This is a genomic window from Sulfurivirga caldicuralii (assembly GCF_900141795.1).
In the GTDB taxonomy this organism is placed as follows: domain Bacteria; phylum Pseudomonadota; class Gammaproteobacteria; order Thiomicrospirales; family Thiomicrospiraceae; genus Sulfurivirga; species Sulfurivirga caldicuralii.
The window spans coordinates 104,281-126,575 of record NZ_FSRE01000001.1 but is presented as its reverse complement, the minus strand read 5'-3'; the positions used below and the strand labels follow the sequence as shown (position 1 = coordinate 126,575).

Sequence of the window (22,295 nt, the reverse complement as noted above, 5' to 3'; positions counted from 1 at the left end):
CACCATGACCCAACTGAAGAATGATCGTTTTCTGCGCGCCCTGCTCAAGCAGCCCGTCGATCGCACTCCCGTCTGGATGATGCGCCAGGCCGGCCGCTACTTGCCGGAATACCGCGAAGTGCGCAAGCAGGCCGGCTCCTTCATGGACCTGTGCCGCAATACCGAGCTGGCTACCGAGGTTACCCTGCAGCCGCTGCACCGCTTTCCACTGGATGCTGCCATCCTCTTTTCCGACATTCTCACCATTCCGGACGCCATGGGCCTGGGGCTGCGCTTTGAAGCCGGTGAAGGCCCCGTTTTCGAGCGCCCAGTTCGCAGCGGGGCAGATGTGGCCCGGCTGGGTGTGCCTGACATGGAGCAGGATCTGGGTTATGTGATGGATGCGGTGCGCAGCATTCGCAAGGCCCTCGATGGCGAGGTGCCGCTGATCGGCTTTTCCGGCAGCCCGTGGACGCTGGCCACCTATATGGTGGAAGGCGGCAGCTCCAAGACCTTCGGCAAGGTCAAGGCAATGATCTACGATGACCCCGCCACAGCCCACAAGCTACTGGAGATCCTTGCGGATGCGGTCACCGAGTATCTTAACGCGCAAATCCGCGCCGGTGCGCAGGCGGTGCAGATCTTCGACACCTGGGGCGGCGTGCTGACCCCGCGGGATTTTCAGGAGTTCTCGCTCGCCTATATGGAACGCATTGTTGAGGGTGTGATTCGCGAACACGAAGGACGCCAGGTACCCGTCATTCTGTTCACCAAAGGTGGTGGCCAGTGGCTGGAAGTGATGGCAGAAAGCGGCGCCGACGCCCTGGGACTGGACTGGACCATCGATATTGGCGAGGCACGCCAGCGCGTGGGTGACAAGGTGGCCCTGCAGGGCAATATGGATCCCTCCATGCTGTATGCCGCCCCCGAACGCATCGAAGAGGAAGTGCGCCTGATTCTTACCAGCTACGGACAGGGTTCAGGCCATGTCATGAACCTGGGGCACGGCATTCATCCGGATGTGCCCGTGGAACACGCTCAGGCCTTTGTGGAGGCCGTGGTGCGCCACAGCCCGGCCTTTCATCAGGATTGAACCTTGTCTTCCACCCAACAAAAAACCGCGCCAGGGCGCGGTTTTTTTGTTGGGTGATTTACCAGCGCCCCTTATAACTCGCTGGCCCGCATGATTTCGTCAGCGTAATGCAGCGCTTCGGTATAACAGGTCCTCACCTGAACAGGTGAGACGCCCGGGGGGAGTGCAAAATTGACCTCACCCTTCTCCAGTGACTCGATGATATGCAGGGCGGCACCGGCATGGCCAGCGTGCTCCAACAGGGCCAACTGCAGCGCCTTCTGCAGTTTCAGCTCACGCACGATTTCATGCAACGGCCGATCCAAAATGACATCCAGCAGCGAAAACAGCCCCGCGGTATAAAACATGTCGCGGTCGCCCTGCACGATCTCACCCATACACGCACAGAACTGCGCGCGAATCAAGGCGGTGCGGGCCAGCTCCGGCAAGTCATCGCTCAGATCGGTCATCAGGTAGGTCTGCACCCACAGTTTGAGTCGTTCCATACCCAAGCGACGTACCGCATCGAGAATGGAGTACAGGTAGCCCTCGCCTTCGTGCAGGAAACGGTTGGCCATGCGCACCACCTGTTCACTCATGCTCACATCCTGCTGCAGCAGGTAGGTCAGCTCATTGAGATTCAGTTTGGGATCCTCAAGCTTGCGCAACACCTGCAGAACCCGCACTTGCGAAGGCTGTAGCGGCTTTTCCTCTTTCAGTTTCGGCTTGAGGTAAAAGGGACCGGTAAAAAACTTGAAACCGTGATAGCGGCAGAAGACAAACTGCTCATGCGTCTTGACATTGCCAGCAATCCAGTGCGCCCGATCACGCACCCCAGGGAACATGGACGTGATCGTGTTGGGGCCACCGGCAGGCAGATCTGCGCGTACATAGCGGATCTTGCTTTCATCAAAAGGCAGCGGGCTGCTGAAGTCGTACTGGGTTACGCCCAGCAGAAAGTGATAAATGGTGACAAGCTGCTCAATATCCTGCCAGTAGGGTTTATGTATGGCGCGCCAGTCGGTTGCGACAATGACGCCAGAAGACAACAGGGGGATTTTTTCCAGCACAGCATCCTGCACGAGGCGGGGCGGCAGTTCAATAAAAAGTGGCGCCTGGTTGGCAACCTTTTCCCAGTCCATCTCCGCTACCAGCTCAAGGAAGGCGCGCAAATTATCTTCATCCAAGCTCCCCTCGTCTTCAGAGAGGTCCAGATGGTTAGCGCGAAAGATCAGCTGATAGGCCTTCACCTTCAGCTGGGGCGAAAAGATGGGCTGCCGAACGAAATAAAATGTGTCATGAACCTTCACTGCCATACCACGGCCTCGCTCGCCATTGTCGTGCGCCAATCCGGCACCTTGTTATTCCACCGGTTTGAATTCATCCGGCAGCTGCACATCTTCATCGCCGAAGAGAAACTTTTCCATCTCTTCCATGAGAAACTTGCGCGCTTTCGGGTCTAGGCTGGAGAGGCGGTATTCATTGATCAGTACAGTCTGATGCTGCAGCCACTGTTTCCACGCCTCCTTGGAGACATGCTCATAAATCTTCTGACCCAGAGGCCCTGGAAACGGCGGGTGATCCAGCCCTTCCAGTTCCTGTTTCAACTTGACGCAATGCACCTTACGACTCATCCTGAACCTCCATCAACAGCTTTTTGACCGGCGCGGGCAGCGGCAGCGCAAGTGCTTCCTGCAACGGCCACCATGCGCCCGTATCCGGTGTCGGATTTGGCAGATGAGTGTGCCACAGATACGGAGCAATATCCAGATGAAAGTGCGTGAAGGTGTGCCGAAAGGGCGGCAAGGGCACACCGCGAGGCGTTTCCACCTGCGCAAAGACGTGTAGCCCGCCCCACAATCCACCCTGATCACGCTCTACCAGCCACACCCGATCGTCATTGACACAGATCTGCCACATCACTTCCCGCACGGGTAAGGCCTTGCGAGGCCGCGGTGTGGGCAACTCGGATACTCTATTCTGTTGCACAGCCACGCAGTCTTTCTCGAAAGGACACACCTCACACCGTGGCCGCGAGCGCGTACACACGGTCGCGCCCAGATCCATCTGTGCCTGCGTATAGTCGGGCATCAGCTCACACTCTGCCGGTAGCAGCTGCTCCGCCAGCATCCACAGTCGCTCACTGACCGCACGCTCGCCCGCCCAGCCCTCCACGCCGAACAGCCTGCACAGCACCCGCTTTACATTGCCATCCAGGATCGCTTCGCGCTGCCCATAGGCCTGTGCCACGATGGCTGCCGCGGTGGAGCGCCCGATGCCCGACAGCGCTTCCCAGCCGAGCCGGTCCATGGGAAAACCACCTTCTGCCACGATCTGCTGTGCGGCCCTGTGCAGATTGCGCCCGCGGGCGTAATAGCCCAGTCCGCTCCACAAAGCCAGCACCTCTGACACATCGGCCGCGGCCAGTGCCTCCACGTCCGCGAAACGCGCCATGAAACGCGCAAAATAAGGGATCACCGTCTGCACCTGTGTCTGCTGCAGCATCACCTCCGCCACCCACACCCGATAGGGCGTACGCGGGTGCTGCCACGGCAAATCGTGGCGGCCGTGCACACTGTGCCACGCCAGCAGGCGCTGCGCAAAGTCCTTGACAGGGGGGTCCCCGACTTTTTCAGAATCGTTTTTTTTCATTCGCCGCGCTGCACTTTTGCAAACCCTTAAATCCGCTATACTATAGTGATTCATGCACCCACTGACACGAACCCATGCAGATTATCCTCAACGGCGAACCCTACGAACTGAAAGATGGCGCCACCGCCGCGGAGCTGGTGCAGCAACTGGAACTGACTGGCAAGCGCATCGCCATGGAGCGCAACGAAACCATCGTGCCGCGCAGCCAGTATGAACAGACCGAGCTGCAGCCGGGCGATCGCATCGAAATCATCCACGCCGTCGGCGGCGGCTGATCACAATCCAAGAGAGTCAACATGAACGATACCTTTGAACTGGCAGGCAAGACCTACTCCTCCCGTTTGCTGGTGGGCACCGGTAAATACAAGGATCTGGCGGAAACCAAGGCAGCCATCGAAGCCTCGGGCGCGGAAATCGTCACCGTGGCCATCCGCCGCACCAACATCGGCCAGAACCCCAACGAGCCCTCCCTGCTGGAGGTAATTCCGCCGGAAAAATACACCCTGCTGCCCAACACCGCCGGCTGCTTCGACGCGGAGTCGGCCGTGCGCACCTGCCAGCTGGCCCGCGAACTGCTGGACGGCCACAGTCTGGTAAAGCTGGAAGTCCTCGGCGACGTGGAAACCCTCTACCCCAATGTGCTGGAAACCCTCAAAGCAGCGCGCACGCTCATTGACGACGGCTTCCAGATCATGGTCTATACCTCCGATGACCCGATCATCGCCAAGGAGTTCGAAGACATGGGCTGTGTGGCAGTCATGCCGCTGGGCTCCCTGATCGGCTCCGGCATGGGCATCGTCAATCCCTACAACATCCGCATGATCAAGGAGCGCCTGACCGTCCCCGTGCTGGTGGACGCCGGCGTCGGCACCGCCTCCGATGCGGCCGTAGCCATGGAGCTGGGTTGTGACGGCGTGCTGATGAATACCGCCATCGCTGCGGCAAAGGATCCGGTACTCATGGCCTCCGCCATGAAAAAGGCAGTGCAGGCCGGGCGCGAAGCCTATCTGGCGGGACGCATGCCGCAGCGTATCTATACCGCCAGCCCCTCGTCACCGGACGAAGGCATCTTCTTCGACAAGCCCGCCTCATGAGCGAACAGGGGCAGACGCCGGGCGAAATCTTTCGCCGCGGCATCAAATCCTTCGTGCTGCGCCAGGGGCGCATGACCAAGGGACAGCAGCGGGCTTACGACCTACTGTGGCCCCGCTATGGCGTACCCTATTCGCCTGAACCGCTCGATCTTGCCAAACTATTCGGCAACAACCACCCCGTATGGCTGGAAATCGGTTTCGGCATGGGCCAGAGTCTCGCGCAGATGGCGGAAAAGCGCCCGCAGGAAAACTTCCTCGGCGTGGAAGTACACAAGCCGGGCGTGGGTGCCCTGCTGATGGAGGTGGAAAAGCGCGGCCTGACCAATGTGCGCGTCAGCAATCACGATGCGGTGGAAGTGGTGCGCAACCAGCTGCCCCCCGAAAGCCTCGCCGGCATCATGGTGCTCTTTCCCGACCCGTGGCACAAGAAGCGCCACCACAAGCGTCGCCTGATCCAGCCCCCCTTTGTGGAGCTGCTTGCTTCGCGCCTACAGCCGGGCGGGCTACTGCACTTGGCCACCGACTGGGAAGACTACGCCGAGCAGATGCTTGAGGTGTGTGATGCCGAGCCGTCGCTGGAAAACGTGGCCGGCCCCGGCCAGTATCATCCCCGCCCTGACTGGCGCCCGCTCACCAAGTTTGAACAGCGCGGTCAGCGCCTTGGCCATGGCGTCTGGGACCTAATCTACCGCAAGCGCTAAAAACCGGACCTGAACCAACGCTTCACATCGAAACCGGCTTGCAACGTCCTGCGCAGGCATGACCGCCAGCCGTTTAGCCTCGCTAAAGAAAGGCCTCGATTACATCGTTAAGAAACGCCTGCCCCTGCTCGGTGAGCGTCCAAGCATCATTCTGCTGCACCAGCAATCCCTTTTCCTGCAGGGCATTCAATGTCGGTAGAACGACCTCGCGCGACACGCCTGTCACCGCCTCAAACTCGGCCAAAGCAAACGGCTCAAACAGCCGCAAGCGGTTGAGCATGTATTCAAACGGACGCTCCGTCAGCGGCACACTGTGCTGCCGCCCCATGCCACCGCGCTCGATTTCGGCCACATAGGCGCCGGGGCTGGCCGGCATCTGCGTGCGCAGAATCTCGTTGCGCTGCGCCAGCGTCAGCTTGCCGTGCGCCCCTGCCCCGAGACCGATATAGTCGCCATAGCGCCAGTAGTTGAGATTGTGGCGACAGGCTCTGCCCGGCTGCGCCCACGCCGAAACTTCATAATGCTCGAATCCCGCCGCCTGCAGCCGCGCGGCACACGCCTGCTGGATCTCAGTGGCCACATCATCGTCCGGCAGCCCCGGCGGCGGCTGGCGGTAGAACGGCGTATTGGGCTCGAGCGTCAGCTGATAATGGGACAGATGAGTAGGCGCATGGGCCAACGCGGCCTCGAGATCCGCCAGCGCATCGCCCACCGTCTGCCCGGGCAAGGCGAACATCAGGTCAATATTGAAATTGTCAAAGCCGGCGGCGCGCACCATGTCCAGCGCTGCATGCGCCTCGGCAGCGCTGTGAATCCGCCCCAGCGTCTGCAGCTGCCGGTCATCAAAACTCTGCACGCCCACCGACAGGCGATTGACGCCCGCCACGCGAAATGCCGCGAACTTTTCCGCCTCGGCCGTGCCCGGATTGGCCTCCAGCGTCACCTCCACCTCGGCGCCAAAGCCCAGCAGCGCACGCGCTTGGGACAGAAAATCTGCCAGCGCCTCGGGTGGCATGAGGCTGGGCGTGCCGCCCCCGAAAAAGAGAGCATGAATGTGCCGCCCCCAGATCAGCGGCAGTGTCTGCTCCAGCTGGCGCAGCAGCGCCGCAAAATAGGCCGCGTCGTCCACGGTGCGCTGGGTATGGGAATTGAAGTCGCAATAGGGGCACTTGCGCACGCACCACGGATAGTGCACATAGAGCGTCAGCGGCGGGGGAATCAGCGGGGCGCTCAAACCTTGAGCAGCCCCTGCTGTTGCAGCGTGCGAATCTGCTCCACCAGACTGTGCAGCGCCTGGGCGCGGTGGCTCAGCTGATGCTTGCGCTCGGGCGGCAGCTCGGCAGCACTGCACCCTTCGGCGGGCACATAGAACACCGGATCATAGCCGAAACCGCCTTCGCCGCGCGGCGCCTCGAGAATCTCGCCATTCCAGCGCCCCAGCGCAATCACTGGCGTGGGGTCTTCGGCATGACGCAGAAACACCATGGCGCAGTAAAAGCTCGCCTGTCGCTCGCCCGCAGGTACGTCGGCCAGCTCCGCCAGCAGCTTGTCGATATTACTGCTGTCGGTGGCCTCCGGCCCGGCAAAGCGGGAGGAGTAGATGCCGGGCGCCCCACCCAGCGCGGCCACTTCCAGCCCGGAGTCATCGCCAATGGCGGGCAGGCCGGTGCGCATGCACGCATGGCGCGCCTTGAGCAGCGCGTTTTCCACAAAGGTCAGCCCCGTCTCGTCCGCCTCATCGTCAAAGAGATCCGTCTGGGGAATCACCGTCCAGTCGAACGGTGCCAGCATTTCCCCCACTTCGCGCACCTTGCCGGCATTACCGCTGGCAAAGACCACTTTCATGCCGCCGCCTCCAGCACCGCTTTCTGCAGCGCGATCAGTTCGGCGATGCCCAGCGCGCCCAGTGCAAGCATTGCATCCAGTTCATCGCGACTGAAGGGCGCGCCCTCCGCGGTGCCCTGCACTTCAATAAAGCGACTGTCGTCGGTCATGACCAGATTCATGTCGGTTTCGGCAATGGAATCCTCGCAGTATTCCAGATCGAGGATCGGGTGCCCGTCCAGAACGCCCACCGAGGTGGCCGCCACATGATGCAGGATAGGGGCGTCTGAGAGCTTGCCCCCCCGCTGCAAGGTGCGAATGGCCAGCGCCAGTGCCACAAAACCGCCGGTAATCGCCGCCGTGCGCGTGCCGCCATCGGCCTGCAGCACATCGCAGTCCACGGTGATGGTACGCTCACCCAGTCTGGTCAGATCCACGCCGGCCCGCAAAGCACGTCCAATCAGGCGCTGGATTTCCACCGTGCGCCCGCCCTGCTTGCCGGCACTGGCTTCGCGTCGCATGCGCGTGCCGGTGGAACGGGGCAGCATGCCATACTCCGCCGTAATCCAACCCTGACCCTGTCCCTGAAGAAACGGCGGTACCCGCTCTTCCACGCTGGCATTGCACAGCACGCGGGTATCTCCCACGCTAATCAGCACGGAGCCTTCCGCATACTTCGTATAGCCCGGCTCAATCTGCACCGGACGCATTTCATCCGGCGCACGCCCGGAAGGCCGTTGCCACTGCTCGCTCATGTCTCACCTCGGTTCGATATAGAATGAACGCAATTATAACGAGGGACCCCGCACGCCATGAAAAGCATGACCGCCTTTGCCCGCACCCAGTGCAGCTACGACTGGGGGCTGGCCACCTGGGAGATCAAATCCGTCAATCACCGCTATCTGGAGCTGCATTTTCGTCTGCCGGAAGGCTGGCGCGAGCTGGAAATGGCCCTGCGGGAGCGGGCCAAACACCAGTTGGCCCGCGGCAAGGTGGAGTTCGCCCTCACCCTCACGCTGGATGCGCATCTGCAGCGTCCCAGCCTCAACGACGATGTGCTCAACGGCCTGATCGAGGTCATTCGCGACGTGCGCCTGCGCCTGCCTGCGGCCAGCCACCTTAACGCTGTGGAAATCCTCAAGTGGCCCGGCGTGATTGCCGAGCCGCAGCTGAACCGTGAACAGATGCTGGCAGATCTGACCGCCTGTGCCGAGCAGGCACTGCAGCAGCTCAATGCTGCCCGGGAGCGTGAAGGCGCCGCACTGAAGGCCCTGATTGAGCAACGCCTCAATGCCATGGAAAAACTGATCGAGCCCTTGACCGATGTGGTACCCGAAGCGGTCAAGAGCTACGAAACTCGCCTGCGAGAGCGTATCGCGCAGTTGCAGGCCGACGTGGACGAACAGCGCCTGGCGCAGGAGGTGGCTCTGATGGCGCAGAAGCTGGACGTGGCCGAAGAGCTTGACCGCCTGCGCACCAACATCAAGCTGGTGCGCGAGGCGCTGCAGGAGGAAGGCCCCATCGGCCGCCGGCTGGACTTCCTCATGCAGGAACTGAACCGCGAGGCCAACACCCTCGGCTCCAAGGCCAGTGACATGCGCCTGACCGAGGCGGCGGTGGAGCTGAAAGTGCTGATCGAACAGATGCGCGAACAGGTGCAGAATATCGAATAGGCACCTGGATCAGGGCATAAGACACCTGCGCAAAACCTCTGAATGCGCTCGCGTTGCAGACGTAATGACAGCAGACCCAAGGCGCGTGGCGCAACCTTCTATGGTGCCAAAAGCAGCACGCAAGACGCAAAGGGTGCTGCCATCCCGCCGCAACTCGAAGGTACAAGGCGATTCCGGCCCAATGCGGCGTTGCACCTCACTCGCATGGAATGACCATGCTGCGTTCGGTGGGCCTTGCCTTGAACCGGAATCGTCACTGTCGCGACCGTTCAGCGGCTTTGCAAACGTGCCATAAATTGACCTGTATCAACTTTTGCGGCAGTTTTTATTTGCAAACCGCCCGCGCCATCGTTAACATTTTGCTCAAGAATCCAAATAGAGCGCCCCCGGGCGCCATGAGCAACTCAACTGGAGAGCGCGTTATGAAAGAGCTCATCAACTTCCTGCTGGTCGTTTTGATCACCGTTATTATTCCCTACCTGATCATCTGGGGTGTCTACTTCGACATCCTGCCGGAGTCACTGGAAGTGATCATCAGCCTGATCGCGGTAGCCGCTGCCATTGCCATTATCGTGGGTGGCAACCTGTTCCTGATGTATTCCGACATCAAGACCAAGCGCTATAGCAAGAGCTAAGCACGACTTGTATCATCGTGTTCCAAAACGCCCGGTTCAGCCGGGCGTTTTTCGTTGCAGGCTTGTCATCCCTCAACCAACCCGTTAATATCGTGCCGTTTTTCTGCATGCAGGCGCGCCCGTGACCGAACCGACCAAATCACCGCTGCTGGACGACGCCACCGGCGAAACACCGCCACCAGCCCCCTCTGAAAAACCGACCCAAAAGCCTGCGCGCAAGAAACGGCGCTGGCTGTGGCTGACCGCGCTCGTCCTGTTCGTTCTCCTTCCAGCCTCGCTGGTGGGCTGGTACGCCGTCACCATCTACCCCACCCTGCCGGATGCATCGGAACTCAAGGATGTGCGCTATCAGGTCCCGCTGCGCATCCTGACCCACGACGGCAAACTGATCAGTGAGATTGGTACGCAGAAACGTATCCCGCTCAGCTACGACCAGATTCCGCAGCGCATGACGCAGGCGATCATCGCCGCCGAAGACGAAAACTTCTTCTCCCACCCCGGCATCGACCCCAAAGGGCTGGCCCGTGCCGTCTATCAGCTGATCACCACCGGGCACAAGAAATCGGGTGGCTCCACCATTACCATGCAGGTGGCGCGCAACTTCTTCCTGTCGCGCAAGAAGACCTTTCTGCGCAAGCTTAACGAAATCGTGCTCTCTCTGAAGATCGAACACCAGCTTTCCAAGCCGGAAATCCTTGCGCTGTATCTCAACAAGATTTTCCTAGGCCACCGCAGTTATGGTGTGGCCGCGGCCGCACAGACCTATTATGGCAAGGACATTCACGAACTGACGCTGGACGAATACGCCATGCTGGCCGGCCTGCCCAAGGCGCCGTCCGCCTACAACCCCATCACCAATCCGGAGCGTGCCAAGCTGCGCCGCGACTATGTGCTGCGACGCATGCACGAACTGGGCTTTATCAGCGAAGCCAAAATGCGCGAGGCGATGGCACAGCCGGTGCACGCCAAACTCTCCGGCGCACGCATTGAGGTGGAAGCCGGCTATGTGGCCGAAATGGCGCGTGCCTGGGCGGAAGAACGCTACGGCCAAAAAGCGTTGGAAATGGGGCTGACCATTATTACCAGTGTGGATAGCCGCCTGCAGCAGGCAGCCAATGAGGCTGTGCGCCGCGGCCTGCTCGACTACGAACGCCGCCACGGCTATCGCGGCCCGGCCGGTCATCTTGCCCCCGCAGAAATGGTGGATGATGAAGCCGTTCAAAAGGCACTGGAGGCCTTGCCTGCACCCGGCCATCTCAAACCTGCTGTGGTTACCGAGGTCACCAAAAAGATCGCGCGCGCCCGTCTGGTGGACGACACAGAGATTGAACTGCCCTTTGATCCGGCACTCAAGTGGGCCGCTGCGTTTATCGATGTAAATCACAAGGGCCCTGCACCCACCTCGCCTTTTGAGGTGGTCAAGGTGGGCGACCTGATCTACGTGGAGCAACGGGATGATCAATGGCTGCTGGCGCAGATCCCTAGGGTGCAGGGAGCACTGATATCCATCGACACCCACGACGGCCGTGTGCTGGCGTTAGTAGGCGGCTTTGACTACTTCGCCAGCAAGTTCAACCGCGCGGTGCAGGGCAAGCGCCAGATCGGTTCCAATATCAAACCATTCCTGTATTCGGCTGCTCTGGACAAGGGCTATACCGCCGCCACCATCATCAACGATGCACCGGTGGTATTCCACGACAAGGCGCTGGAAGACGTATGGCGCCCCGAAAACGACTCCGGGCGCTTTTACGGCCCGACACGCCTGCGCGTCGCTCTTACTCACAGCCGCAACCTGGTATCGATCCGCATTCTGCAGGATATCGGCATCAGGTACGCCATCGACTATATCAGCCGCTTCGGCTTCCCCAAGGAGGAACTGCTGCGCCACGCCGACCTGTCGCTGGCGCTCGGTACGCCTCAGTTCAGCCCGTGGCAGGTAGTGCGCGGCTACAGCACCTTTGCCAACGGCGGCTATCTGATCGATCCGTGGTTCATTGAAACGGTGCAGAACTTCAATGGCAAGCCTGACTATGAAGCCCAGCCCAGGACCGCCTGCTCGCCGGAAGCGCCCTGCCTCGCCGACGACCCGCTGGCGGCACCGCGCGTCATTTCACCGCAAAACGCCTATATCATGACCACCATCATGCAGGACGTGATCCGCCATGGCACCGGCCGCCGGGCACGCGTGCTCAACCGCAGCGACATCGCCGGCAAGACCGGCACCACCAACGACCAGAAGGATGCGTGGTTCTCCGGCTTCAACCCCAAAGTCGCCACCACGGTCTGGGTCGGCTACGATGAACCGGCCACGCTGGGGCGCCGCGAATTCGGCAGCCGCGCCGCCCTGCCCATCTGGATCGACTACATGCGCGTGGCGCTAGCAGACCAGCCCGAGCAGCCGTTCCCCAAACCCACCGGGCTGGTGGAAGTGCCCATCGACCCCAAAACCGGCCAGGCCGTCCCACCCGGCACAGCGGGTACCAAAATGGAACTCTTCCGCGAAGCCTTTGCACCGAAAGTGCCCGAGAAAAGCCAGCAGGAGATGGAACACACCATCAACGAACTGTTCCAGTAACCGCAGCCCTGCCATTTGCGGCTACAATCCCCAAGAGGCAACCGGGGAGAAAACCATGGACTGGAATGCACTTGTGCAGGCCATCGAGGCCGCAGGCGGCCCTGCGCTGACCCTCATTTCTGCCCACCCGGTCGGTGGCGGCGACATCCACGAAGCCTGGCGACTGCACTGCGAAGAGGGCGACTACTTCCTGAAGACCAACCGACCCGCCAGCCTGCCCATGTTTCGCAGCGAAGCTCACGCCCTGGCGGTGATTTACGCCACCCATACCATCCGCTGCCCCAAACCTTATGCGGTTGGAGAAGGGGGCGGCAAGGCCTTTCTGCTCATGGAGTATCTCCCCTTGGGCGCCCGGGGCAACGAACGTGACCGCGGCCGCGCACTGGCTCTCATGCACCATCACCTGAGCGATAACGGCTGCTTCGGCTGGGACGAGGACAACTACATCGGCCATACGCTGCAGCCCAATGGCTGGGACACCGACTGGGTGCATTTCTACGGCGAGAAACGCCTGCGCCATCAGCTGAAGCTGGCCCAGGCCGCAGGCGGGGGTCCCCGACTTTTTGAAAAGGGCGAAAAACTCATCGAGGCCCAGCCCGCTTTTTTCAGCACCTATACGCCCAAACCCAGCCTGCTGCATGGTGATCTGTGGGGCGGCAACAGCGCCTTTACCGAGGATGGCGAACCGGTCATTTACGACCCGGCCAGCTATTACGGCGACCACGAAGCCGACATCGCCATGACGGAACTGTTCGGTGGTTTCGGCAGGGATTTCTACGCCGCCTACCGCGAAGTCTTCCCGCTGGATGAGGGCTATCGCGTGCGGCGCGAGCTTTACAACCTCTACCACCTGCTCAATCACTTCAATTTGTTCGGTGGCGGATACGCCCGCAGTGCCGAACGCACCATCGACGCCCTGCTCGCGGAAGTGCTGTGAACACCTATGCCCTTGCCATTACCGGCTCTGGCGGCGCAGGCGTGGTCACCGCAGGCACCCTCCTGCTCAATGCCGCTGCCCGCGCCGGCTACTACGGCTGGATGCTCAAGTCCTTCGGCCCGCAGATTCGCGGCGGCGAGTCCTCGGTCATGCTCTACCTGAGCGATGCACCCATCGAGCGGGTGCTGGACCGTTTTGATCTGCTGCTGGGGCTGGACTGGAAGGGCTTCGAACGTTTTGCCGACGAAGTCCCACTCCACGACAACGCCGTGGTGTGGCACGACAGCCACGCCCACCCGCCCGAGCTGCTGCAGAGATGCAGCCTGCGTGCCCTGCCGCTCAACGACACCGCCCGCACCTTTGACAAGGGGCGCATCAATATGGTCGCCACCGGTGCACTGGCCGCCGAACTGGGTCTGCCGCTGGATGCCGTTCAGGACGCGGTGCACAAGCTGCTGAGCCGCAAGGGGGACGCCGTGGTCGAAGCTGGCCAGCAGCAGGTGGCCGCCGGCCATGCCCTCATCGAAACCCCGTCAGCACCCCTGCGCAACTGGCACAGACAAACTACACCCCGTTGGGTAGCGGCGGGCAACCCGCTCACCGGACTGGGCCTGCTGCGCGGCGGTGTTCGCTTCGTAAGCGCCTATCCCATTACCCCGGCCACCGATCTGCTGGAGTGGCTCGCGCCCCGGCTGCCCACACAGAGCGGCGTGCTCATTCAGGCGGAAGACGAACTTGCCGCCATCAACATGGCCATCGGCGCCAGCTTTACCGGCACGCCGGCCGCCACTGCCACCTCCGGCCCCGGGCTGGCGCTCATGACCGAAGGCATCGGACTGGCCATCGCCAGCGAAACGCCGGTGACACTGATCAATGTCAATCGCGGCGGCCCCTCCACCGGTATCCCTACCAAGTCGGAACAGTCGGATCTGGAGACCCTGCTGTTCGCCCCACACGGCGACAGCCCGCATATCGTGGTCGCACCACTGGGCTTCAGCGACCTTGCCCCCACCGCCCAGTGGGCGGCCTATCTGGCCGACCGGCTGCAGACCGTGGCCATGGTGGCATCGGAACAGGCACTGGCGCAGGCCAGCGCCATCGTGGAGCCGGTTCCCGACCTCGGCCTGCAGGCTGAACGCCTGCGCCCGGCCGGCAAGGCCTGCCGCTATGCGCCCACGGAAAGCGGCGTCTCGCCCATGCCGCTGCCCGCACTGGACGATGCCCGCTACGTGGCCGACGGATTGGAACATACCGAGTGCGGCGTGCCCTCCAGCTTTGCGACCGACCACCGTGCCCAGCTGGAGAAGCGTCAGCGCAAGCTGGAAACATTTGACTATGGCGCGCGGGCGCTGGCGTGGGAAGGCCCCGAAGACCCCGACACCGTGCTGATCGCCATCGGCAGCCTGTGGCCTACCGCCGTGGCCGTCGCCGATGAGCGCACCACAGCGGGACATCCCACCGCGGTGCTGGGCCCCCGCCTGCTGATGCCCCTGCCCGCTGAACAAATCGATGCCCGACTGGCGCAGGCCAGACAGGTGTGGGTGCTGGAAAACAACCACAGCGCCCAGCTGTATCACTATCTGCGCGGGCACCTGAATACGCCGCTGCATAGCTTCGCACAACCCGGCCCGCTGCCCATCCAAGCCGGCGAGGTGCTTGCCGCGCTGGAGGAGACACCATGACCGCTTTCGCCAACGACTACAAGTCCGACATTCACCCGGTATGGTGCCCCGGCTGCGGGCACTTCATGGTGCTGCGTGCGCTGACGCAGTCCCTGGCATGGCTCGAGCTGGATAAGAACAGCACCGCTATCTTTTCGGGCATCGGCTGCTCCTCGCGCCTGCCCGCCTATGTGGACACCTATGGGTTTCACGGTCTGCACGGGCGCGCCCTGCCGCTGGCCACGGGCGCCAAACTGGCCCATCCGGAACTGAACGTCATCGTGGTGTCCGGCGACGGTGATGCCTACGCCATCGGCGGCAATCACTTTCTGCACGCCTGCCGCCGCAATCTGGACATGACGCTGATCGTGATGGACAACGCCGTCTATGGCATGACCAAGGGGCAACCGTCGCCCACCACCGAGCCCGACTGGAAAAGCAAGCTGGCGCCACAGGGCACCCATCTTCGCCCCTTCAAGCCCGCGGCAATGGCACTGTCCGCCGGCGCCAGCTTCGTAGCGCGAGGCTTTGCCGGCAATCCAGCCGAGCTGAGCAAACTGATCACCGCCGGCATCCAGCACCGCGGCTTCAGCTTCATCGAAGTGCTCAGCCCATGCGTCACCTTTCGACCCGAGGAGCTCAACTGGCGCCACGAAGCCGAGCCGCTGGATGCACCCCCGACCGATGACCTGTGCACCGCCATGCACAATCTGCTCAATCATCACCACCTCACCACTGGCATTTACTATCAGGCCGACCTGCCGGTGTGGACGCCCGACACTGCAGAGCCTGTGCCGCTGCAACAGCTCGAGGAGGACTTTCAGCCATGAGTGATGCCACCTGTGCCCAGGCCCGTCTGCTGCTCAGCAACCTGCTCGCGATGATGCGCGATACCGCCCATACCCTTGAGGCTCATCACAACCCGGCCGCCAGTGCCGCACTGACCCAGTGGGTCGATGGACTGACGCTGCAGAAGGACCACCTCTTTGCCCTGTGTGAACACGCCCCCCTCCTGCCCCCCTGGGAAGCACCCGACTGCCCGTGCATCAGCCAGTTCATGGATGGCGTGCACTACCTAATCGACGCTGAAGGTGCTCACCAACTGGCCCAGCAGGCGGTGCGCGCCCTGTACGGCTGGTATCAGCAGCATCCGGACCTGCCCGAGCAGCCCGAACTGATGCGCCAGCTGGAAACCCTGCTGCAGACCCTCACCCCGCCTGCAGCAAACGGCCGCGCCACGCCCGAACACCCCGATGATGACACCGAACCGGTGAACGAGGAAGGCAGCTGATCACGCAGCTGATAAAATAGGCCAGTTATCAGCTAAAGGAGCATCACCATGCGCATCATTCTGTTGGGCGCCCCCGGCGCCGGCAAGGGTACACAGGCCCAGTTTCTGAGCAAGCACTTCAATATCCCGCAGATCTCCACCGGCGACATGCTGCGCGCCGCCATCGCAGAAGGCACCGAACTGGGCAAAAAGGCCAAGGAGTACATGGACGCTGGCCAGCTGGTGCCGGACGACGTCATCGTGGGGCTAGTCAAGGAGCGCATTACCCAGCCCGACTGCAAGAACGGCTTTCTGTTGGACGGTTTCCCGCGCACCGTCGCCCAGGCCGATGCGCTGAAGGCGGCCGGCGTGCCCATCGACGCCGTTATCGAAATCGACGTGCCGGACGACGTGATCGTGGAACGCCTCTCCGGCCGCCGCGTGCACCCGGCCTCCGGGCGTACCTACCACATCGTGTACAACCCGCCCAGGCAGGACGGCGTGGACGACATCACCGGCGAGCCGCTCATCCAGCGGGACGACGACAAGCCAGAAACCATCCGCAAGCGCTTGGCGGTTTATCACGAGCAGACCGCGCCGCTGGTGGACTACTACCGCCGCGAAGCCGAACAAAATCCTGCACTGAAATACATCCATGTGGACGGCACCCAGACCATCGACAAGGTGGAGCAGGAAATCCTCGCTGCGCTGGAAGGCTGAAAAGGCGTTGACAGCCCCCAGGGCGTTGGCTAAAATGCGCCAATCTTTTCGGCCAGGTAGCTCAGTTGGTAGAGCAAGGGATTGAAAATCCCTGTGTCGGCAGTTCGATTCTGCCCCTGGCCACCATCTTTAGAAGCCGGTTTTCACAACCGGCTTTTTTGTCTGCCCGCGGGAGTGGTGGAATTGGTAGACACGCCAGATTTAGGTTCTGGTGCCGAAAGGCGTGAGAGTTCGAGTCTCTCCTCCCGCACCATTTCAACCTAAATCCGCAACCCCGCTACCAGCCGTTTCGGGTGGATCAGCAGATCCAGCGCTTCGCTCGCACTGCGTACCACCATGTCTGCTGCTTCCAGGGTTTCAAAGCAGGCCCCCTCCGCATCGATCACCCCAATACCCAGCACCGCAGCCCGCAGCATCAGGCGGTCGTTACGCCCGTTTCCCAGCGCTGCCGTATGCAACGGATTCAGTTCATGCAGCAGATCCAGCTTGCCACGGTCCTGCGGATGGTCTGACGGCAACACATGCACCTGCACGGGCAGACCAGCCAGCGCCCTTTCCACACTGCCATAGGTGTCGGCCGTAACCACGTGCACGGCCACCTGCGCCGCAAGCGTCTGCAGACGCAGCGCAATATCCTCGATCAAGTCGCCATTGACGGCCAAGGTGCCGTTGTAATCGCACAATACATGCTCGATGGTTAATGCCCCAGTGCCCGGAATTTCTATCTCAATCATGCCTCGTCTCCCATTGCGGCCAGAGCCGTTGCCGCCCGCCACATTCAGCCTGTTGCAACGGCCAGCCGAATACCTCACTCAAATCAATCGCCTGTGCCAGCGTCGCAGGCGGCGCCACGCCCTGCTGCCGTCCCTGCTGCAGCAGCAGCCAACGATCCGCCGCCTCGTATGCGAGTCCCAGATCGTGGGACACCCACAGCACGCCTAGCCAACCGGCACGACACCACCGCCTCAGCCCCTGCAGGGCGCGCATCTGATGGCGAATGTCCAGCGCCTGCAGACTTTCATCCAGCAATAAAAAGCGCGGCCCCTGGAATGGACTGCTGGCCACCTGAATCATCACCCGCGCCAGCTGGCAGCGCTGCTGCTCACCGCCGGAGAGCGTCAGCACATCCCGCTGCAGCAGGGGCTCCAGCTCCAGCAATGCCACCACCTCTTCCACCACGGCACCGGCCGGTTGCCAGGGCAGGCCGAGCGTTAGCAGTATGGCCGCCGGCATGGAGACAGGCACCGTCACCCGCTGCGGCAACCACGCCCGCTGCTGCGCCTGCGCCACAGGTTCAAGGCGATTCAAGGGCTGCCCATTCAAGCGGATTTCCCCGGAACCGGCCTCATACTGGCCACTCATTAGCGCAAGCAGGGAGCTCTTGCCCGCCCCGTTGGGGCCGACCAGTGCCATCAACTCACCAGGGCGCAGGCAAAAATCGGCATGGCCAAGCCGCCGCGGCCAGACAACCTCGCGCACTTCAAACACGGCGCAACCTCATTAGCAGGGCAAAGAAAAAAGGACCGCCCAGCGCGGATAACATCAACCCGACCGGTAGCTCGCCCGGCGCCAGCAGCGCGTGCGCCGCCGCGTCGGCCAGTAACGTGAGGCTCATGCCGGCCAGAACAGCGCCCGGCAGCAGCCAGCGGTGCCCTGGCCCCAGCAGCAGGCGCGCCACGTGCGGCCCCACCAGCCCCACAAAGCCAATCATGCCGCTGGTGGCGACCGCCAGCGCCGCAGCCAGCGCCACCAGCGCAAGCGACAGCAGCTTGATTCGCTGCACCGCCACACCCACCTGCCACGCGCTCGACTCGCCCAGCCACCAGGCGTCCAGTGCTCGTGTCAGCCACGGCGTTGCCGCCACACAGACGAAAAGCCCTGTAAAAACCAGCCCCACCATCAGCCAGCTGGCAGCAGAAAAGCTGCCCAGCAGCCACCACGTCACCCGTCGCAAGGCCTCATCGCTGGACAGATAAAGACTCAATCCAATACCTGACGATGCCATGGCATTGATGGCGATGCCGGCCAGCAGCAGCCACGCCAGATCGGTGACGCCGTGGCGCGTGCCGAGACGATACAGGCCCCAGAGCACACCACCGGCCATGACGAAGGCCGCCAACATCTGCATGGACACGCTGGCCGCCGTCAGGGCGATGAGCAATACCGCACCCAGCCCGGCACTGGCGGAGACGCCAATCAGCCCCGGATCGGCCAGCGGGTTGCGGAACAGGCTCTGCATCACGGCACCCGCCCAGGCCAGCAGCCCCCCTACACCGGCAGCGAGCAGCACCCGCGGCAAGCGCAGTGTTCCTACAACTTGCCAAGCGAGTGGGTCCCCCTGCCACAGCCCATGCCACAGGCGGGACCAGGACAGGGGCCCCACGCTCAGATCCACCACCAGCGCGCTGACCATAACGGCGCCAAGCGCCAGCACACAGCATCCTTTCGCGTCTTTACAAAGCATGCGCCTATAATACGGGTTTTCCCATTCACAAGAAGTGTTGCCATGCGTCAACCCATCGTCTTTCTCCTTGCAGGGCTTCTGGCCCTGCTCAGCGCCTGTAGCCAGGTGCCACCGCCCCCGGATAAGCCCGACGAACAATGGCTCAAGCAGCAGATTACTGAACGCTTCAACAAGGCCTACGGCGGACTTCTGGAACTCTCGCGCATCGAGGTCAAGCCGCTGGCGCACTCGCTCAATGACACCTTTCACCAGATTTACGATGTCGATCTGGAGGCCGTGGTGCAGGGCGATATGGCCAGCCAACTGAAACAGGCTGACAAGGACATCGAACGGCGCAAGCGCATCGAAGGTCTGATGAGCCTGCAGGCCGTGCCGGGGCACAAGATCGATACCCATTTGGTGGCGCTGGTAGAGTTTGACCCCGAGAAAAAGGCATGGGTGCTGGCTGCACTGCTGAAATCCAAACCGCCTGAGCATGTGCAAAAGAGCACTGCCGATGAAAAATAAACTGATTGCAATCGTATGGCTGCCGCTGGCCCTGCTTCTGGGCGGCTGTTTCAATGCCACACCCTCCGAACAGCTAATGCAGCAGAAAATTGATGCTCGCATCCAGCAGGAAACCCAGGGGCTATTCAAGGTGGTCGCTCTGAAAAAGCTCAACGCCTATCAGCCGGACGACAACACCTATCTGGCCAAGCTCAAGCTGACGCTGGAAGCGACCCAGTCCATCGATGACATGATCGAAGCGGTAAAAAACGACCCCACACTGCCACCGCTGCAGAAAATGCAGAGCGGTCTGACGCTCACTGCCATGAAACTGGCCATGCCCAACGTCAAGGCGGGCGACAGGGTGGAAAGCACCAAGGTGTATCGCTTTATCAAGACTGAAAACGGCTGGCGATTGGACAAGGCCGTTGAGGATACCTCTCTATGAGTCGCCCGCTGCGCACTATTGGCTCCCTGCTGCTGGTGTGTCTGCTGACACTCGGGCTGACACATGGCGCCACTCAACCAGCCGCGCCGCCGCAAGAGAGCGTAAAAAAGCCGCCCGTGGAACGACCGCACCTGCTGCGGCGGTGGCTGGGCATTGAAAAACCGACCGACCAGGTGGCCAGACACAAGGAACCGCCGCTGCAGTTGACTCCGCCGGATTTCCGTACACTGCAAGGCAAGGCGCGCAAACAGGCTTTCGTGCAGTTCATGAAACCCTTGATCGAGCACGCCAATGCCGAAGTCAGCGCCCAGCGACAGCGGTTATTGCAGCTGTATGCACAGCGCGAGCGTCTGGATGATGATTCCCTCACATGGCTGAAGCGACTCGCCGAAGACTATGGTGTGAAGGCGTTTGACCCCAAAAACAATGGGGACTGGCAGCTTTTGTTGTTGCGCCGGGTGGATACAGTGCCCGTTTCTCTTGCGCTGGCCCAGGCCGCCAACGAATCCGCATGGGGCACCTCCCGCTTCGCCCGCGAGGGCAACAACTATTTCGGCATCTGGTGCTTTAAACCCGGCTGCGGCATTCCGCCGGCCCATCCGCAGAAGGGCAAGGGTTACTATGCTGTCAAGCGCTTTGACAATGCCTATGAAGCCGTGCGCTATTACCTTCACCTCATCAATACTGGGGGCGCATTCAAAAACCTGCGCCAGCTGCGCGCACAGTTGCGTGAGGCTGAAAAGCCCCTCACGGGGCAGACGCTGGCACCCGCCCTCAACCATTATTCCCAACGGGGCGACGCCTATCCGCGCGAACTGGCCGCCATGATCCGGCATAATAAATGGAATCGATTTGACACCTCATACTGAAGGAAAACACCATGCCTCTGCTTGACAGCTTTCTTGTTGACCACACCCGCATGCCCGCGCCTGCCGTGCGCGTGGCCAAGACCATGAAAACCCCCTGCGGCGACACCATTACCGTGTTCGACCTGCGCTTCTGCAAGCCCAACAAGGAAATGATGGGCGAACGTGGCATCCACACGCTGGAGCACCTTTTCGCCGGCTTCATGCGCGAACACCTTAATGGCCCCGATGTGGAAATCATCGACATTTCCCCCATGGGATGCCGCACCGGCTTCTACATGAGCCTGATCGGCTCACCCGATGAGCAGCGCGTGGCCGAGGCCTGGAAAGCCAGCATGGAAGACGTGCTCAAGGTGGAACGTCTGGAAGACATCCCCGAGCTGAACGAATACCAGTGCGGCAGCTACCGCATGCACTCGCTGGACGAAGCCAAGGACATTGCACGCACTGTGCTGGAGCGCGGCATCGGCGTCATGAAAAATGAAGACCTGGCGCTGAGCGAAGCGCAGCTACGCACGCTGGGCAATCCGGTATAGGCAGTAATATGAAACTGGGTATTATCGGTGCGATGGAGCAGGAAATCGCCCTGCTCCGGGACCACCTGCAGGACGCAGTAAAAACGCAAAAGGCCGGCTTTGATTTCTATCGCGGCACGCTGGCCGGTCACGACGTGGTGTTATTGAAATCCGACATCGGCAAGGTCAATGCCGCCATTGGCACTACCCTACTGCTGGATGATTATGCGCCCGAAGCCGTCATCAACACCGGATCCGCCGGCGGCTTTGACCCGGAACTGGACGTGGGCGACCTTATCATCGGCGAGAAAATTTGCCACCACGATGTGGATGTCACCCCGTTCGGCTACGAAGCCGGCCAGGTGCCTGGGCTGCCGCCCTGCTTTCTCGCCGACCACGAATGGGTGCGGCGGGCACGGGAAGCGGCAACAGCCACGGGCCTGAAGCACAAGACCGGCCTTATCGCCAGCGGTGACCGCTTTATGCACGACCCCGAGGACGTGGCGCGAGTGCGTGCGCGCTTCCCGGCCATGCTTGCGGCGGAAATGGAAGCGGCCGCCATCGCACAGGCGTGCTACCGTTTTGATACGCCCTTTGTCATCATCCGCGCTCTGTCTGATATCGCCGGCAAGGAAAATGCGGTGACCTTCGAGCAGTTTCTTGACACCGCTGCCGAGCAGTCGGCGCAATTAATTATCAAGATGCTTCAGACCGACTAAACAG

General features: G+C 61.6%; 26 protein-coding genes and 2 tRNA genes. 19 read left to right on the top strand and 9 right to left on the bottom strand.

Annotated elements, in window-relative coordinates:
* Positions 1-4 precede the first annotated feature (4 nt).
* A complete protein-coding gene (gene hemE, locus BUQ81_RS00670) occupies positions 5-1,072 on the top strand; it encodes a uroporphyrinogen decarboxylase (RefSeq protein WP_074200476.1) in 1,068 nt (355 codons plus the stop codon).
* A gap of 71 nt (positions 1,073-1,143) precedes the next feature.
* On the opposite strand, the gene BUQ81_RS00665 is transcribed toward hemE, so the two are convergent.
* From BUQ81_RS00665 to mutY, 3 genes are read right to left on the bottom strand one after another with little or no spacing between them, the layout of a single operon-like run.
* Positions 1,144-2,367, bottom strand: coding sequence for an EAL and HDOD domain-containing protein (locus tag BUQ81_RS00665; protein ID WP_074200475.1), 1,224 nt, complete (start codon positions 2,365-2,367; stop codon positions 1,144-1,146).
* 45 nt (positions 2,368-2,412) lie between these two features.
* Entirely contained in the window at positions 2,413-2,685 is a 273-nt protein-coding gene (locus BUQ81_RS00660) for an oxidative damage protection protein (protein ID WP_074200474.1), read from the bottom strand.
* Positions 2,675-3,703 (bottom strand): A/G-specific adenine glycosylase, encoded by a 1,029-nt coding sequence (mutY, locus tag BUQ81_RS00655; RefSeq protein WP_074200473.1) that lies wholly within the window; start codon positions 3,701-3,703, stop codon positions 2,675-2,677. The genes BUQ81_RS00660 and mutY overlap by 11 nt, the downstream gene beginning before the upstream one ends.
* Positions 3,704-3,777: 74 nt before the next feature.
* Between mutY and thiS the strand changes: the two genes are divergently transcribed.
* Genes thiS through trmB form a run of 3 tightly spaced genes read left to right on the top strand, consistent with a single transcriptional unit; the run spans position 3,778 to position 5,498 of the window.
* A complete protein-coding gene (gene thiS / locus BUQ81_RS08820; RefSeq protein ID WP_074200472.1) occupies positions 3,778-3,978 on the top strand; it encodes a sulfur carrier protein ThiS in 201 nt (66 codons plus the stop codon).
* Positions 3,979-3,999: 21 nt separating this feature from the next.
* On the top strand, positions 4,000-4,797 hold the full coding sequence (locus BUQ81_RS00645; RefSeq protein WP_074200471.1) for a thiazole synthase: 798 nt from the start codon (positions 4,000-4,002) through the stop codon (positions 4,795-4,797).
* Positions 4,794-5,498, top strand: a complete 705-nt coding sequence (gene trmB, locus BUQ81_RS00640) for a tRNA (guanosine(46)-N7)-methyltransferase TrmB (protein ID WP_074200470.1) — start codon at positions 4,794-4,796, stop codon at positions 5,496-5,498. Before BUQ81_RS00645 ends, trmB begins: the two co-directional genes overlap by 4 nt.
* A gap of 82 nt (positions 5,499-5,580) precedes the next feature.
* Here the strand turns inward: trmB and hemW are convergent, their stop codons facing one another.
* From hemW to rph, 3 genes are read right to left on the bottom strand one after another with little or no spacing between them, the layout of a single operon-like run.
* A complete protein-coding gene (hemW, locus tag BUQ81_RS00635) occupies positions 5,581-6,732 on the bottom strand; it encodes a radical SAM family heme chaperone HemW (protein WP_084188164.1) in 1,152 nt (383 codons plus the stop codon).
* Entirely contained in the window at positions 6,729-7,343 is a 615-nt protein-coding gene (rdgB, locus tag BUQ81_RS00630) for an RdgB/HAM1 family non-canonical purine NTP pyrophosphatase (RefSeq protein WP_074200469.1), read from the bottom strand. The genes hemW and rdgB overlap by 4 nt, the downstream gene beginning before the upstream one ends.
* Complete coding sequence (gene rph, locus BUQ81_RS00625; RefSeq protein ID WP_074200468.1) at positions 7,340-8,077, bottom strand: ribonuclease PH; 738 nt, start codon at positions 8,075-8,077, stop codon at positions 7,340-7,342. The genes rdgB and rph overlap by 4 nt, the downstream gene beginning before the upstream one ends.
* 57 nt (positions 8,078-8,134) lie before the next feature.
* On the opposite strand from rph, the gene BUQ81_RS00620 reads away from it, so the two are divergent.
* The 10 genes from BUQ81_RS00620 to BUQ81_RS00575 all read left to right on the top strand — a co-directional run bounded on the left by BUQ81_RS00620 (position 8,135) and on the right by BUQ81_RS00575 (position 17,046).
* Positions 8,135-8,995 (top strand): YicC/YloC family endoribonuclease, encoded by an 861-nt coding sequence (locus BUQ81_RS00620; protein ID WP_074200467.1) that lies wholly within the window; start codon positions 8,135-8,137, stop codon positions 8,993-8,995.
* 422 nt (positions 8,996-9,417) lie between these two features.
* Complete coding sequence (locus tag BUQ81_RS00615; RefSeq protein ID WP_234947255.1) at positions 9,418-9,630, top strand: hypothetical protein; 213 nt, start codon at positions 9,418-9,420, stop codon at positions 9,628-9,630.
* 121 nt (positions 9,631-9,751) lie between these two features.
* Positions 9,752-12,205 (top strand): penicillin-binding protein 1A, encoded by a 2,454-nt coding sequence (locus BUQ81_RS00610; RefSeq protein ID WP_234947253.1) that lies wholly within the window; start codon positions 9,752-9,754, stop codon positions 12,203-12,205.
* Positions 12,206-12,260: 55 nt separating this feature from the next.
* Complete coding sequence (locus BUQ81_RS00605) at positions 12,261-13,142, top strand: fructosamine kinase family protein (protein WP_074200465.1); 882 nt, start codon at positions 12,261-12,263, stop codon at positions 13,140-13,142.
* Complete coding sequence (locus BUQ81_RS00600; RefSeq protein ID WP_074200464.1) at positions 13,139-14,824, top strand: 2-oxoacid:acceptor oxidoreductase family protein; 1,686 nt, start codon at positions 13,139-13,141, stop codon at positions 14,822-14,824. The genes BUQ81_RS00605 and BUQ81_RS00600 overlap by 4 nt, the downstream gene beginning before the upstream one ends.
* A complete protein-coding gene (locus tag BUQ81_RS00595; protein WP_074200463.1) occupies positions 14,821-15,633 on the top strand; it encodes a 2-oxoacid:ferredoxin oxidoreductase subunit beta in 813 nt (270 codons plus the stop codon). The genes BUQ81_RS00600 and BUQ81_RS00595 overlap by 4 nt, the downstream gene beginning before the upstream one ends.
* Entirely contained in the window at positions 15,630-16,094 is a 465-nt protein-coding gene (locus BUQ81_RS00590) for a hypothetical protein (protein WP_074200462.1), read from the top strand. Before BUQ81_RS00595 ends, BUQ81_RS00590 begins: the two co-directional genes overlap by 4 nt.
* A 48-nt stretch (positions 16,095-16,142) precedes the next feature.
* Positions 16,143-16,793, top strand: coding sequence for an adenylate kinase (adk, locus tag BUQ81_RS00585; protein ID WP_074200461.1), 651 nt, complete (start codon positions 16,143-16,145; stop codon positions 16,791-16,793).
* A 50-nt stretch (positions 16,794-16,843) separates the two neighbouring features.
* Positions 16,844-16,919 (top strand) — tRNA-Phe (locus BUQ81_RS00580).
* Between the two features lie 42 nt (positions 16,920-16,961).
* Positions 16,962-17,046 (top strand) — tRNA-Leu (locus BUQ81_RS00575).
* A 7-nt stretch (positions 17,047-17,053) separates the two neighbouring features.
* Here the strand turns inward: BUQ81_RS00575 and BUQ81_RS00570 are convergent.
* Genes BUQ81_RS00570 through BUQ81_RS08670 form a run of 3 tightly spaced genes read right to left on the bottom strand, consistent with a single transcriptional unit; the run spans position 17,054 to position 19,257 of the window.
* On the bottom strand, positions 17,054-17,527 hold the full coding sequence (locus tag BUQ81_RS00570) for an HAD family hydrolase (RefSeq protein ID WP_074200460.1): 474 nt from the start codon (positions 17,525-17,527) through the stop codon (positions 17,054-17,056).
* On the bottom strand, positions 17,520-18,281 hold the full coding sequence (locus BUQ81_RS00565) for an ATP-binding cassette domain-containing protein (RefSeq protein ID WP_074200459.1): 762 nt from the start codon (positions 18,279-18,281) through the stop codon (positions 17,520-17,522). Before BUQ81_RS00565 ends, BUQ81_RS00570 begins: the two co-directional genes overlap by 8 nt.
* A complete protein-coding gene (locus BUQ81_RS08670) occupies positions 18,274-19,257 on the bottom strand; it encodes a FecCD family ABC transporter permease (RefSeq protein WP_159432242.1) in 984 nt (327 codons plus the stop codon). Before BUQ81_RS08670 ends, BUQ81_RS00565 begins: the two co-directional genes overlap by 8 nt.
* Positions 19,258-19,299: 42 nt before the next feature.
* Here BUQ81_RS08670 and BUQ81_RS08665 point away from each other — a divergent pair, with 42 nt between their 5' ends.
* Genes BUQ81_RS08665 through mtnN form a run of 5 tightly spaced genes read left to right on the top strand, consistent with a single transcriptional unit; the run spans position 19,300 to position 22,291 of the window.
* Positions 19,300-19,764, top strand: a complete 465-nt coding sequence (locus BUQ81_RS08665) for a hypothetical protein (protein WP_074200458.1) — start codon at positions 19,300-19,302, stop codon at positions 19,762-19,764.
* Positions 19,754-20,191, top strand: coding sequence for a YqhG/Tai3 family protein (locus BUQ81_RS00550; protein ID WP_074200457.1), 438 nt, complete (start codon positions 19,754-19,756; stop codon positions 20,189-20,191). The genes BUQ81_RS08665 and BUQ81_RS00550 overlap by 11 nt, the downstream gene beginning before the upstream one ends.
* Entirely contained in the window at positions 20,188-21,060 is an 873-nt protein-coding gene (locus BUQ81_RS00545; RefSeq protein WP_084188161.1) for a glucosaminidase domain-containing protein, read from the top strand. The genes BUQ81_RS00550 and BUQ81_RS00545 overlap by 4 nt, the downstream gene beginning before the upstream one ends.
* An 11-nt stretch (positions 21,061-21,071) precedes the next feature.
* A complete protein-coding gene (luxS, locus tag BUQ81_RS00540; protein ID WP_074200456.1) occupies positions 21,072-21,593 on the top strand; it encodes an S-ribosylhomocysteine lyase in 522 nt (173 codons plus the stop codon).
* Positions 21,594-21,601: 8 nt separating this feature from the next.
* Positions 21,602-22,291, top strand: a complete 690-nt coding sequence (gene mtnN / locus BUQ81_RS00535; RefSeq protein WP_074200455.1) for a 5'-methylthioadenosine/S-adenosylhomocysteine nucleosidase — start codon at positions 21,602-21,604, stop codon at positions 22,289-22,291.
* Positions 22,292-22,295: the final 4 nt, after the last annotated feature.